This is a genomic window from Pararhodobacter zhoushanensis (assembly GCF_025949695.1).
Taxonomy (GTDB): domain Bacteria; phylum Pseudomonadota; class Alphaproteobacteria; order Rhodobacterales; family Rhodobacteraceae; genus Pararhodobacter; species Pararhodobacter zhoushanensis_A.
Map to the genome: position 1 here is coordinate 2,048,481 of NZ_JAPDFL010000001.1, position 11,867 is coordinate 2,060,347.

At 62.0% G+C, this 11,867-nt stretch carries 18 protein-coding genes; all 18 read right to left on the reverse strand.

The window, feature by feature from the left end; genetic code table 11:
• Position 1: 1 nt before the first annotated feature.
• The 18 genes from OKW52_RS10170 to OKW52_RS10255 all read right to left on the reverse strand — a co-directional run bounded on the left by OKW52_RS10170 (position 2) and on the right by OKW52_RS10255 (position 11,807).
• Positions 2-271: a hypothetical protein gene (locus tag OKW52_RS10170; RefSeq protein WP_264505596.1), complete on the reverse strand. Its 270-nt coding sequence runs from the start codon at positions 269-271 to the stop codon at positions 2-4.
• A 14-nt stretch (positions 272-285) separates the two neighbouring features.
• Positions 286-615: a hypothetical protein gene (locus tag OKW52_RS10175; RefSeq protein ID WP_264505597.1), complete on the reverse strand. Its 330-nt coding sequence runs from the start codon at positions 613-615 to the stop codon at positions 286-288.
• 30 nt (positions 616-645) lie between these two features.
• On the reverse strand, positions 646-1,116 hold the full coding sequence (locus OKW52_RS10180) for a phage tail protein (protein WP_264505598.1): 471 nt from the start codon (positions 1,114-1,116) through the stop codon (positions 646-648).
• A gap of 1 nt (position 1,117) precedes the next feature.
• Positions 1,118-1,507 carry a DUF3168 domain-containing protein gene (locus OKW52_RS10185; protein WP_264505599.1) on the reverse strand — a complete coding sequence of 130 codons (390 nt, stop codon included), beginning with the start codon at positions 1,505-1,507 and terminating at the stop codon, positions 1,118-1,120.
• On the reverse strand, positions 1,504-1,680 hold the full coding sequence (locus OKW52_RS10190) for a hypothetical protein (RefSeq protein WP_264505600.1): 177 nt from the start codon (positions 1,678-1,680) through the stop codon (positions 1,504-1,506). The genes OKW52_RS10185 and OKW52_RS10190 overlap by 4 nt, the downstream gene beginning before the upstream one ends.
• Positions 1,680-2,159 carry an HK97-gp10 family putative phage morphogenesis protein gene (locus OKW52_RS10195; RefSeq protein ID WP_264505601.1) on the reverse strand — a complete coding sequence of 160 codons (480 nt, stop codon included), beginning with the start codon at positions 2,157-2,159 and terminating at the stop codon, positions 1,680-1,682. Before OKW52_RS10195 ends, OKW52_RS10190 begins: the two co-directional genes overlap by 1 nt.
• Positions 2,156-2,521 (reverse strand): head-tail adaptor protein, encoded by a 366-nt coding sequence (locus OKW52_RS10200; protein WP_264505602.1) that lies wholly within the window; start codon positions 2,519-2,521, stop codon positions 2,156-2,158. The genes OKW52_RS10195 and OKW52_RS10200 overlap by 4 nt, the downstream gene beginning before the upstream one ends.
• Before the next feature lie 8 nt (positions 2,522-2,529).
• Entirely contained in the window at positions 2,530-3,117 is a 588-nt protein-coding gene (locus OKW52_RS10205; protein WP_264505603.1) for a head-tail connector protein, read from the reverse strand.
• Positions 3,118-3,140: 23 nt separating this feature from the next.
• Positions 3,141-3,629 carry a hypothetical protein gene (locus OKW52_RS10210; RefSeq protein WP_264505604.1) on the reverse strand — a complete coding sequence of 163 codons (489 nt, stop codon included), beginning with the start codon at positions 3,627-3,629 and terminating at the stop codon, positions 3,141-3,143.
• A gap of 36 nt (positions 3,630-3,665) precedes the next feature.
• On the reverse strand, positions 3,666-4,115 hold the full coding sequence (locus OKW52_RS10215) for a hypothetical protein (protein WP_264505605.1): 450 nt from the start codon (positions 4,113-4,115) through the stop codon (positions 3,666-3,668).
• Positions 4,116-4,190: 75 nt separating this feature from the next.
• Positions 4,191-5,414, reverse strand: a complete 1,224-nt coding sequence (locus tag OKW52_RS10220; RefSeq protein WP_264505606.1) for a phage major capsid protein — start codon at positions 5,412-5,414, stop codon at positions 4,191-4,193.
• 95 nt (positions 5,415-5,509) lie between these two features.
• Positions 5,510-6,112, reverse strand: a complete 603-nt coding sequence (locus OKW52_RS10225) for an HK97 family phage prohead protease (RefSeq protein ID WP_264505607.1) — start codon at positions 6,110-6,112, stop codon at positions 5,510-5,512.
• Complete coding sequence (locus OKW52_RS10230) at positions 6,109-7,467, reverse strand: phage portal protein (RefSeq protein WP_264505608.1); 1,359 nt, start codon at positions 7,465-7,467, stop codon at positions 6,109-6,111. Before OKW52_RS10230 ends, OKW52_RS10225 begins: the two co-directional genes overlap by 4 nt.
• Positions 7,467-7,643 (reverse strand): hypothetical protein, encoded by a 177-nt coding sequence (locus tag OKW52_RS10235; RefSeq protein WP_264505609.1) that lies wholly within the window; start codon positions 7,641-7,643, stop codon positions 7,467-7,469. The genes OKW52_RS10230 and OKW52_RS10235 overlap by 1 nt, the downstream gene beginning before the upstream one ends.
• Positions 7,640-9,316: a terminase large subunit gene (locus tag OKW52_RS10240; RefSeq protein WP_264505610.1), complete on the reverse strand. Its 1,677-nt coding sequence runs from the start codon at positions 9,314-9,316 to the stop codon at positions 7,640-7,642. Before OKW52_RS10240 ends, OKW52_RS10235 begins: the two co-directional genes overlap by 4 nt.
• A 1-nt stretch (position 9,317) precedes the next feature.
• Positions 9,318-9,887: a phage terminase small subunit P27 family gene (locus OKW52_RS10245; RefSeq protein WP_264505611.1), complete on the reverse strand. Its 570-nt coding sequence runs from the start codon at positions 9,885-9,887 to the stop codon at positions 9,318-9,320.
• 706 nt (positions 9,888-10,593) lie between these two features.
• Positions 10,594-11,220 (reverse strand): transcription termination/antitermination NusG family protein, encoded by a 627-nt coding sequence (locus OKW52_RS10250; protein WP_264505612.1) that lies wholly within the window; start codon positions 11,218-11,220, stop codon positions 10,594-10,596.
• Positions 11,221-11,222: 2 nt separating this feature from the next.
• Positions 11,223-11,807 carry a hypothetical protein gene (locus tag OKW52_RS10255; RefSeq protein ID WP_264505613.1) on the reverse strand — a complete coding sequence of 195 codons (585 nt, stop codon included), beginning with the start codon at positions 11,805-11,807 and terminating at the stop codon, positions 11,223-11,225.
• Positions 11,808-11,867 lie beyond the last annotated feature (60 nt).

Here is an 11,867-nt window from a genome sequence, read left to right on the forward strand (position 1 = left end):
TCTATCCTTTCTTATTCCGCATCAGCGCCCGGTCGATCCGATCCCAGGCAGCAATGCACGCCGCGAGGTTCTGCCCGCGCCGCGGCTTGATGCCGGTAAATTCCTCGAAACTTGGCGGCTTTTTCATCCGGGGCATGGTCGCGCCCCACCAGACCATCGCTTGTTCGCGCTGCTGGCGCGCGACCATGCCTTCCATCTCAAGGACGAACAGGCGTGGGGTCAGATCCCAGAACCGCGCCGGACATCCGCCCGCCGCGATGTAGTCTTTCAAGAGGCCGGGAATTTCTAGGCCGCTGCCTTCGGCCGTTTCCCGTTTCCCGAGGGTGCCGCCTTCTGCTCAGGGTTCATGGCTGTCATCAAGTCCGTGAACAGATTCGGGTTCGCCGCGATCAAGTCATCGACAAGATACTTGTCGGCCTCATCCTCATGGTGCCGCTGAAGCGCGATCAGCACCACATCGGTGACGATCCGCATGTTGGGCACCCAGCTTTTGCCAGCGCCAACCGGAGGCTCCAGCTTTTCCAAGGCATCCTGTCCATGCTTTTCTTGCAGATCAGCGATCGACGACATGCCCATGTGAAGCTTGTACGTTTTTTCGCCCAGCTGCACTTTCATCGACCCTCGGGGATCAGTCATGCTTCAACCTCACGCGATCGTTCTGGTGTTGGAGGCCTGCCGCTCCATGATCTTGGCAGACAGCGCGCCCATGGCCTTGTCGCCCACGGTGCCGGTGGGGATATAGTTGTTCACATACCCCCGATAAGTGCGCCGGATCGACGTGCCGGCGGGGTCGAGATTGAACTCGAACAGGACGTCCTCCTTGGTGCCAGCCTCAGTAAGCCCCGCAAGCGTGTCCAGCAGAGTGTCGCCAGCACTGCCAGGCCACAGCTGCTTTTCCTGCGACCAGTCCGCCACCGGCAGCAGGCCCGGGATGGTTTCCCGCGTCCGGCCCGGTGACTGCATATGCGTCACGTCCACATCTTCCGGGGTCTGGTCAGGAAAGGGCAGGGCCTCGAACCCGAGGATCTGGGTCCATGTGGTGGTCTCCGCGACCGTGCGACCAATCCAAAGCTCCCAGTCATAGGCGATATCGCCCGCGAATGCAGTTTGCGGCATCTCATGCCCTCCATGCAGTGGTGAAATCCATGCTGACACGGTGCGGCCGGTCAGGTTCGTTCGCGCCGCCTTCGCGGCTATCCCGGGTGGCAACATGCGTCACCAGCCGAAAGTTGGTATCCCGATACCCATGCAACACCGGGCGAATGGCACGCGCCAACGCCTTGGCCTGATCAAGGGTTTCCGCGTAGCAATCGATCTGCACGCGCCCCTCGAACAGTCCATTCGGCCCGTTCATCACCAGCCCTTCGGCATTATCGACAACCGTCAGAATAACCCCGGGCAGCGGCATCCCTTGCGGATGCGCACCCCAGTTGATGCGCGCGATCGGCGCGATAGCAATCACATCTGCCGATCCGGTCAGAAGGGCGCGAAGATCCTCTTCCATCATTCGACCTTGATCTTCACGCCGCGCGCAACGAACGAGGACAGACCCTCTGTCCAGCGATCACAGTTTATCGAACCCGGAAACAGCCATTCGATGGCGCCAAGGGCGTGGATGACCAGCCTGGCGGCCCGCAGACGCCAAAGCGGGTAGTGAACTTTCAAGAAAACCTGTGTCATCACGACCCCCTTGCAGCTTGCGCGGCAGCGCGTCGCGCTGCTCTCGCCACGGTGCGTTGGATGTCATTCCATATCTCACGCTTCAGGCGGTCCAGCATCGCATCCTTGTCCTGATCCCACGCAGGCCGCATGAAGGGCTGAGCGCGGTGATTGATGTTGCCGAACTCTTGGTTCCAAGCCGCCGGGTCGGGGCCGGGGCCCACGAACATCTCGACCGACGCCCGGTCATCCCGGAACATCCGGCGATGCTGTGACCGCTGGCGCTTGCTCAATTTAGTGCTGACCGCGATCGAATTGGCCAGATCAGGCGCACCGGTCGCAGGGTCATTCGGGGCCAGCGAGCGAGCGATCGCCGCCATCGGCTCGGCTGAGGTTTTCAATGCACGCCGCAAGCTCGCCTTCTGGGTTGCCTCGCGGCCCAAGCGCTCAAGCTCACGCTCCAGCTCCGCAAATCCCTCAAGGCGAACAGTCACGCTCATTGATCGGTCCTCGCGCTCGCGGTGATTTCCAGCCACTGACGGCGCGTCCCCGCCAATTCCTTGATCCCGTGAATGTCGTAGACCTGGCCTGACTCAACGAGCCGGTCCTTGGGCGTGATCCCAGACGAAAATAGCGACCAGCGCACAACGAAACGCGTCGTCACATGCGCGGCGGCCTCGCCCGCGCGCCAGCGTTCACCGTCGCTGATTGGCGTCTTCTGAGCCCAGACCAACAAGCCGATATTGTCCGCATCCGGGGCCACCTCGTTCCACTTCCAGTCCGACCCGAAACCGGTCGTCACCAACGTCGCGCGCCGGAATTGCACGCGACGATCGAGCAACGCGCGGGGTCTGCCGATCATCGCCATAGTCAAAAATGGGGGCGGATAAACCGCCGCAGCTTTGTCATGATTTTGGCCGGAAGCACCTCTGGCGTGCTTGCCTCACTCAGACCATCCCACTGTTCAATCAGTTCCTGCACCGCAAGCCGTATCTCGGCAGGCACATCCGCAGCAGCGTCGCCATAGCCGGCAACATAGGTAATCTGCACGGCGTCGTCGCGGTCAGCAGTGCTGGGCCACGACGATTCTGGATCGAGCCTCAGAAATGCCCCTGAGAAATCCTTGTGCAGACGGTAGGTGCTGCTGGCGAGCGTCTGCTCAACGCTACTGTCGTCGACGTAAGTGATCGACGCGATCGAGGCAACCGGCGCCAAAGCAAGCGGCAAGCGTTCCCCGGTGGGGAAAGCGGACCATGTGTCCTGCCACGTCTGGGTGATCAGGGCGCGACGCAGGATGCCGTCGATCCCGTCGAGATGCGACATCGCGGACGCGAGCAACAAATTGGTGTCTTCGAGATCGTCTGCATCATCGCCGCGACGGACCCAACGTTGCGCAGCCTCCGACGAAATCAGCGCTGCAACCGGTGCAGTGATAAGCGTCGAGTGTTGATAGCTCATTGGATCCGTCTTTCGCTGGGTGATCAGGCGCGATTGGTGCGCGGGCCACTTTTGGCCGGGGCTGCGGTGTCGGTCGGCAGCACCGCAGCCGGATCGACCTTGATCTTGATGTCCGTGTCATCAGGCCGCACGAAATCGGGAAAGAGCCCATCAAGTTCGGCACGCGTGAGGGTGGCGCTGCCGGTCAGTTCCTTGACGCGGTGCATCGCGGGCTTGCCGCCAGCGGTCCAATCCTCATCATCGCCCGGATCGAGCCGATCGAGCGCAGCGCGAACAGCGTCGGCGCTCTTGCGCGCCAACTCATCTTTGGCCTGCTGGGCGGCAGCCTCGCGCTCGCGCTGTTGAATGTCGCGCGGGTCGATCATGGCGGTCTCGCGTGCAGGCAGCTTTGCCATACTCGCGAAACCGCCTTTGATCAGGCTCTCGGCGGCGGCGGGCGACAATGAAACCACCTGTCCCGCGTCGGCGCAGCCATCGGGCCCCGCCATGATGCTGTGCATCTTCACGTCCATTTGTCAGATCCCTTGGCTGGTTGTGACCGTCAGGCCTTAAGCTGCGGCGGGCGAGGTGACCGAGACCAGATCACCATCGGCAGAGCCATCGATCGGCACTTTGCGCGGGCCGTACAGGATCGCGATCACCGCGCCAAAGGCGATGTTTGCCGTCGCCGAGGTACGGTTGACGCGCAAATACCGCTCACGAGGGCGGTAGACATCGACAGCCAGCACCTTGCCGTTGATGTCGTCATTCGTGGCGCAGGTCAGCGTCGCGACGGCATCAGCCAGAGAGGCCATGCCCGAACCCGAGTTCGCCGAGTTCTGTTCAACAGTCATCGCCGCGACACCGGTGGCGACGGAATCCTCGACCGTGGTCAAGAAGATCACGCCCTCATAACCGGCCATGTCGATAATCGCGGAATCGTTGTCGATGGAAGCACCGGCAGCGACCGCTACCGCGGCCCACACGATGCGGGTGGTATTCATCAGAGTCGGGCTCATGGCCTCACCTCATGTTGGGATCGTTTGGAAATGGCACGGGCCCGCGCGGCCCGTGCCAATCGCAGCGGGCGGGGTTTAGCCCAGTTTGACGCGGGCAAAGGCCTCGGCAAGCACCGGGGCTCCGTCGCCTTCATAGCGACCGATGAACCCGACCTGATTGGTTTCGGCGTAGAGTTCATTCAGGCGCTGGATCGTCAGCTGCAGCGAGTCCAGGATCCAGTATTGGCTGAAGTCGCCCAGCAGGCCAACGTATTGACCGGAGGTCAGCGTGTTGGGTGCGTATTCCGACATGATGACCGGCCGGCCCAGCAGGCGATCGGGCTCACCATCCCGCACACTCTCACGCCAGATATACTGACCGTTGCCGTCCTTGAGCTTGGCGATTTCCTTGACCACGTCGCGGTGGAAAAGCCAGTTGGACCGCATCTGGTAGCCCGATTTCAGGCTGTATTTGGCATTGATCAGGCCATCGGTGGTGGGATAGGTCGCGGCATTGTCAGCCGAAACATCGCGCGAGGTCGGGACACCATCGTTCGACGCGACAAACAGACCCAGCGGGCGCTTGTTGCCATTGCCGATCAGATAAGCCTTTTCCTGCGAAATTCCGAACTTGTACACCAGACGCTGGCGCACCAGCGCCTCGGCCGGCAGAGCAGAGGTGCGCAGCAGTTGTTGCGAGACCTTGATGCGCTTGGCCAGCGGGTGCGGCCGCATCTCGCGCTTGCCAAAGCCCATCGAGGTATCATTCGACCCGGTGGAAAGCTCGGTGGTCCAGTCCGCATCGTCAATGTCATTGTCAAGGCTCGGCAGGCCGATCGATGCCGAGTTCGGCATCGGGATGACATTGGCCAGGCCGCGGATCACCACGCTGTTGTCCAGCGCCTGGATCAGCTGGTTGACAAAGGTTTCCGGCGTGACCAGAAAACCGCCTTCGACGTTCACACCCGCCGAAAGGTCGCGGAACTCGCGCGACGCTTCGGCAGAGCCGCCGGTCAAGAAGCTGCGGAAGGATTCCATGACCGCATCGGTGCGACCGCGCCCCGCCCCACGATCACCACCACCCTGCGCGTTGCGCTCTTCGTCGTGCTCAAGGTTCTCGGCCAGTTCGCGTTCGGCCTGCAGCTGGCGCTCTTCACGGTCGATCCGCGTGCGCAGCTCATCGGCCTCGTTGAACAGCTTGTCGTAAGCCGTCTGTTCCTCGCCGGTGAGCGAGCGCTTTTCGGTGTCAGCCGCGTTCAGAAGCGCGCGGGCATCCTCGATCAGCTTTTTGCGCTTCTGGCGCATTTCGGTGAGCGTCATGTCAAAGATCCTTTTGCCTTGACGAAGGGCGGCACCATGCCACCCCCTAAGAACCCGCGTGCGGGGGGATTGGTCGTTGCAGAATTTCGGGGTGGTCAGAGGGCGAGCAGTTCCAGCCGCCGACGTTCGATCGCGTAATCGGGCACAGGCGGCAGCTGGTCAGCCTGCCAGCTCGCCAGCGAACGCTTGGCAATTTCGGTCTGCGGGTAGGCCGGGAAGGTCACAGGCGAGACATCGAACAGCTCGACCTCAAGCAGCGTGCGCGTGAGCTTGCCGTTGATGTCCTCCCATTTGTCGGCCTTGGTGCGGAAACCGAATGACATCTGGTCGACGTCACCAAGACGGATCGACTCGGCCAGATCGCGGGCGATCGAGGTGTTGGGCAGGGTGATCTCACACCGCAAACCGCGATTATCCTCGGCCAGCACCAGAGTTTTCGAGCGAGTGCGCCCAAGGATCAGGTTGGGATCATGGTTGAACAGCGCGCGAACATCGCCGCCGACAGCCTTCGCGAAGGCGCCCGCCGCGATCTTCTCACGAAACCCGCCCAGATCGTCGGACAGCTCATCAAACAGCGCCGCGTAGCCGATCAGCACCGTGGGCCCGGCGTCTCCGGCAGCGCGCACCTCGATATCCGGGCACGCAAAAAAGCGGCGCTCAGCGACCGGCGTGCCTTGGGTCTCTTTCGGGAAAGTCATGGCTGAACCTTTTTCGATGGTGGCGTTTCAGGGGTCGTTTGGGCGCCGGCCAGCGCATCGTTGACGATCTGCTCGACCTTGGCTTGAAGGGCAGCATCAACGGATCCGGGTGCGGCGCCGGTGGCCGCGTCGATCGCTGCGATAGGCACAGTGGCGCCCTGCACGTAGTAGCCCTCGCCGCCCGCATAAGGGTTCATATCCTCGGCACGGCGGATCTCGTTGGGGCTGATCGCGCCGATATAGAACAGGGCGCGATAGAAGTTCCCCCGCGCAGTCGCATCGCCGCGCAGCAGGCCCTTCATGTCGAAGGCAGCATAAAGCCCGGCCGCCCGGTCGGATGGCGTCAGCAAATAGGCGTTGTACCGGCTTTCGACCCGGCGCACCCAGCGCAGGATCGTGTCGACAACGAACTCGATCGCCTGATGTTCGATGTTACCAAAGGTTGCGGCGCCCATCTCTCCGATCTTGTGCGGTGGAACCAGGTAGATCCGGGCGATGTCGCCGATGCTGAACTTCTGCAGCTCGATGTATTGTGCGTCATCCATGGTCATGCCGATGCTTTCCCATTTCAGACCACCGTCAAAAATCGCGACGCGCCCGGCATTCTCCGGTCCCTGGTGACGCTCCTCCCAACTCTTGCGCAGAGCCTTGGCCGCCTCATCTGTCAACGGCTGATCGGACATCAGCGCGCCCTTGGGCTGTGCCGAATTGGCATAGAACGACCGCAGGAACTGGCCTGCCGCGAGTGCGTTGCCGATGGTCTGACGGTGTGTCGCGATTGGCGACAGACTGGTGACGCCATCCATCATCTTGTGAGGGATGCGCAGCACTTCCTCATCAAACAGGATCCGCGTCGGGCCTCGGCCATCCTCCCACCAACGATAGAGCAGCCGGCCGCGCCGATCGCGGAAAGGCTGAATATGATCGGGCAAGATCGGCGGCAGTTCGGCAATCTGGCCGCCGCGATCGGTGATGATCCGGGCAAATCCGTCGCCGCGCAGTGCGGTATGGGACAGGATCATCTCGCGCCACTCAAAAGAAGTCATCCCCGCGACTGGCATCTCGTGCAGCAGACGGTAGAGCGGGTGATCAGCGACCTTTTCGCGAGACTCCCGGCCGGTTTGCGGGTCGGTTTTCTTGCGGTAGACGTGCAGCGGCAGAGCCGCCAGCGTCTCGGCGATCAGTGAAATGCACGCATAGACCGCCGTGACGCGCATCGCTGAGTCCGGCGTCACCGAAACGGCGTCGCCACCGCCGAACATCTGCGCAAGAACGGGATCGCGCGGGTGCTTGGGGTTCACTGTGCTGCGCTGTTCCGGGGCTGAACGCGCTGTCAGAGACGAGAGAAAGCCCATCAGCCGCGAACCCCGAACACAGCAACCGCCGTAAAGACGGCACCGGATACCAGAAAGCCAGCCGCGGGCAGGATCAGGCCTGCACCATAGCCCAGCAACCCGACACCGACCAAACCGACGACATCCCGGCGATCAATCCAGACTGCGCGGCGCGGCGTCTCATCGGATTCGGTCATAGCAGGCCACCTCTTTCAAGAATTCGTTCGCTGGTCAGTTTTCCGGCGTCGCCCTGGTCACGCGATGCCACGCCGATGGCGTTCACCAGGGCAACGATGCCGTCGATGCGTTGCGCCGACTTGGCTTTCGTCGGTTTGATGTTTCCGGCCGGGTCAGTCTCGACCGCAACCACCTTTGCGTGTCGATCGAGAACCGGGTGACCGCCGTGGTGCAGTGCATTCGACATCACCAGCCGTTCCAATTCTTTGGATGGCGGCGACATCGAGATGAACCCTTGCTGAAAATACTCGATCGGCAGCCCCTCTTGAGCGATCTCGATCGTGGTCTGTGTGGCGTTGTACCGGTCAACGCCGATATTCTGGATCTCGAAACGCTCGGCGTCGTCAAAGAGCGTCTTCTTCAAAAACGCATAATCAACCACGTTGCCTGGCGTCGCGATGATCGCCCCGGCGCCGACCCACCTGTCATAGGGCAGCTTGTCACGCTTGCTATGCTCGCCGATCAGATCCTCTGGCTTGAAAAACCTTGCTACGACGGCCGGAGTTTGGAGGCCATCTTGCACCGGAAACCAGTGCAGCAGGGCCGTAAGGTCGTTGATCGACGACAAATCGATCCCCGAAAAGCACCGTTTGCCGATCAAAAGCGTCTCAAGGTCTTGCCAGCCGTGAGGGCCAGCGCAGTATTTCCACCCAAAGCGCCGGCCTGTGTCGTCTGCCATGTCGATTGGTAGCCAACGCACAGCCTGTTCCGACCAGATGTTGAGGTGGTAGGCCTTGAAGCTGTTTTCCAGCCGAGGCGATTGCATGGCACGGCGCGCGTCGGAGCGCATTGTTTCTAGCTTTTTTGACACGCCCAAATTTGGATTTGCCTTGTACCAGGTGCTTTCCTGCGTCCAGTCGTCATGGTCCGGGTCGGCGGCGTAGATGACAACTAGCGTCTCAGGGTCATCGAGCACCCCGTCGCAGATCTTCTCGCATTCGTCGTAGACCTCAGAGCCGTAACCGCCCTTTTTCCCTGCGGTCGAGATCAGGAACTCCAAAGGTTGGCGGCGATTGCCCTCCGAATCGTGCATGAACTGGTAGAGCTCGCCGCTCGGCCACTCGTGGATCTCATCACCGATCAGCCCACTGGCGGCCTTGCCGTGCTTGCCTTTGCCGGACCCGGATAGCGGCTTGAACGATGCATTCAGCGCACCGCAGTAGATCGCAGTTTTCAGGCACGTAAGCTCATTCGACAGCGCCTCGGACTTCCCGACCATCGCCGTCGCCTTGTTGAACACGATCGCAGCCTGATCACCATCAGCCGCAATCGAGTAGACCTCGCCGCCTTCCTCGCCATCGCCGAGCAGCATGAGCAGCGCTATGCCCGCAGCGAGCTCTGTCTTGCCGTTCTTGCGCGGCACCCAGATATAGCAGCGACGATAGCGGCGCGTCCCGTCTGGCCGCTTCCAGCCGAACAGAGGGCGCACGATGTCGTCAGCCTGCCAGTCCTCAAGAACAAATGGCCGCCCCGCCCATTCGCCAGAAGTCAGGCGAAGGTAGCGGGGGAAGAAATCAACTGCTGCGTCAGCTGCTTTCTCATCGAACCAATATGATCCCGACACCCAAAGGCCGCGCGTCCGGTCATACTGCGCTCCCGAGCCAACGCCTTTTGGCCGTTTCGGTAGCGTCATCTCAATTCAGTAGCCCGATCGGTGATGACTTTTCTGACTGACCTTCGGCCGCACTGCGCGGCGAGCTCGGGTTGAACAGATCCGGCGACGCGGCTGCCTGCGCCCGCGCGGCAAAGAGCCTTTGACGCGCGGCTGGATTCAGAGCGAAGTCAGCTTCCATCGAGATCAACGAACGATTCAGCCGATCGGCTTGCATGAATGCCGGGTGACCGCGCGTGTACTTTCCATGCGGGCTTTCACTTTCGTAGGTCGTTCCTTCGTTGTCGAGCACGCGCTGCAGCTGGACCCAGCGCCCGAAGTCCTGGCAGTAACGGCCAAAGGTGTGCGCATCGATCGACTGCAGGATCTTCATCGCAGCGAGGCGCGGGGCGATCTCAGACCAGATCACGCGACCTTCGGGGTTCACCCAATCCGGGGGCTGAATCTCCCCGGTTGCCCCGTCGATCGCAGCAACTGCTGCAGCTGCTTCGGCCTCGATAGGCTCTGATTTATTCGGTCTGCGCCCGGAATTCCCTTTGGCCTTCTTGACCGCCGCAGGTTCCGGCGCCGGACCCCGCCGTCCACCAGCCATCGATCGCCCCCTTGATTGAGCCCAACAAAAAAGTTCTGCCAAAACCTGCGCGAATTTTTACTTTCTTACCCGCCGGTCCCGGTCGTTAAGGGTTGCAGGGATTTACCCACCCCCTCCCTAGTCGATGCCTCGAAGTGACGCAGCCAAGCTCAAAGCCCTGGTGCTGGTCAGGTTTAGATCTGCCTTAGCGATGCGGCCCGCCGCATAGAGAGCTTCGAGCTTTTGCTTGACCACATCGTGATGCCATCTGCAGCAGGGCTGCCAGTTTGTCACAGACCAGAACAGCGACTGATCACCCTTGTGTGGGATGATGTGGTCGGTCACTCGCGATGCCTCATCACGTCCGCTTGCCAAGCAGGCAAGGCACAGAACGTTGCGGGCGAGATATGTTTTGCTCGCCTTGTCCCACCGGGTGGAATAGCCACGCTCGCGCGCAGATCCTCGATCTTTGTCGGTAGCCTTGGCACGCTCAGCACGGTCAGGCTGGTGCGGGGCACGAAATGTGGGTGGCATACTGGGCATGCCCTTAGCCATACCCTGAAACGCAAAAGCGCCCGGCGTTTCCGCTAGGCGCTATTCAGGCGTGGTGGGCCTCGCGTTTGAACGAACCCTCGCCGCCCAACCGACTGCGTCCGATGCCCGAGAGGGTGGGTTGCGCAGCCATAAGGCTATGGGAAGGGACACTAGCGACGTCTTGGCCCGTCTGTCAACTGGCCTTGCGGATCGAGATCAGATCTTCTGCCCGTGTCGAGACCAGATGCTCGGCCCCAAAGAGGCGCAGACGAACCCGCACATCGCCGGATCCTGCGATCTCGATAACCTCGCAGCGCGTTCCGGCCATCGGGCCCGCGCGAAACAGCGCACCACCGCCGGCACGCAGAGCACGCGCTGCCTTGCGCCGTGCCGCTGCTGCTGCCTCGGCATCCTCAATCTTCGCATCGACCTGCCGCATGTCATAGAGCGCGCGCAGATCCTCGGGCTTGATGCAGGCCCAGTTACCATCCTGCACCGTCAGCGCGCCCAGAACATGGGGCAGGGTGCGGATGGCATGCACCACAGGATACCCCGGGAACCGTGCGAAGACGTAACCGGGCAGGTAGCGCTTGGCCTGCTGAAGCTTGCGCCCGTGGCGCACCACCGTGCGGGTCAGGACCGGATGGAACCCCATCACGCCCCGCAGGGACAGCCAGCGTTCAACGAAGCTTTCGCGCTGTGCTGCCACCCGCAGGGCGTACCATTGCGCCGGGCCGGGCTGGAACAAGGGTGCAGGGCCCGAGGTGCTGACCACATCGCCCACAGCCACGGCACCGCGCCCGTCAAATGCTCTTGCCATCATCATCCCTGCACCGCCTCTGCCTTCGCCGCGCGCACGTCGCGCAACAGTGTCATCATCCGCGCCTGATCGGCCTCATACCGGCGCACGAATTCGGCCTCAGCCGGATCAACGCCCAGGCCGCAATCCCGGCGTTCATGGACGATGGCAATGCGCCGGGCCGCGTCGCGCGCCCGGTCCAACACCAGCGACCGCGCTTGCGGCGTTGCCGGGGGCACGCGCTTGACCTCGAAATAGCGCCAGGTCTCGACCAGCGTGCCGTCCTGCACCATCTGGTCGCCCTCGCGCGAGGCGAACCAGCTGAGCAGCTTGGTGTCAGCTTCGAGGGGCAGGGGCTGGCACAGATGCGCGAAGCTGATGAAGGCCGCGCGGGCAGGCCAGAAGTCCCGCGACGATCCTTCGCCATGCACCCGCATCATGCGCGCCAGCACGGCAAGATTGTCGTCGCTCATATAGGACAGCTCATCCGCCACGGCGTTCAGCATCGCGACGCCCGCCGCCTCTGCCACCTTCTTTGGGTGCCTGAACCCCAGCGGCTCGAACAGCAGCCTGCGCACCCGGTCCCGATTGGTCTCTGTCGTTTCCATCTTCGCCCCTTTCTCAGCCCTGCCGGACTTATCCACATGCAACCGGTTGCCGTTGTTTCC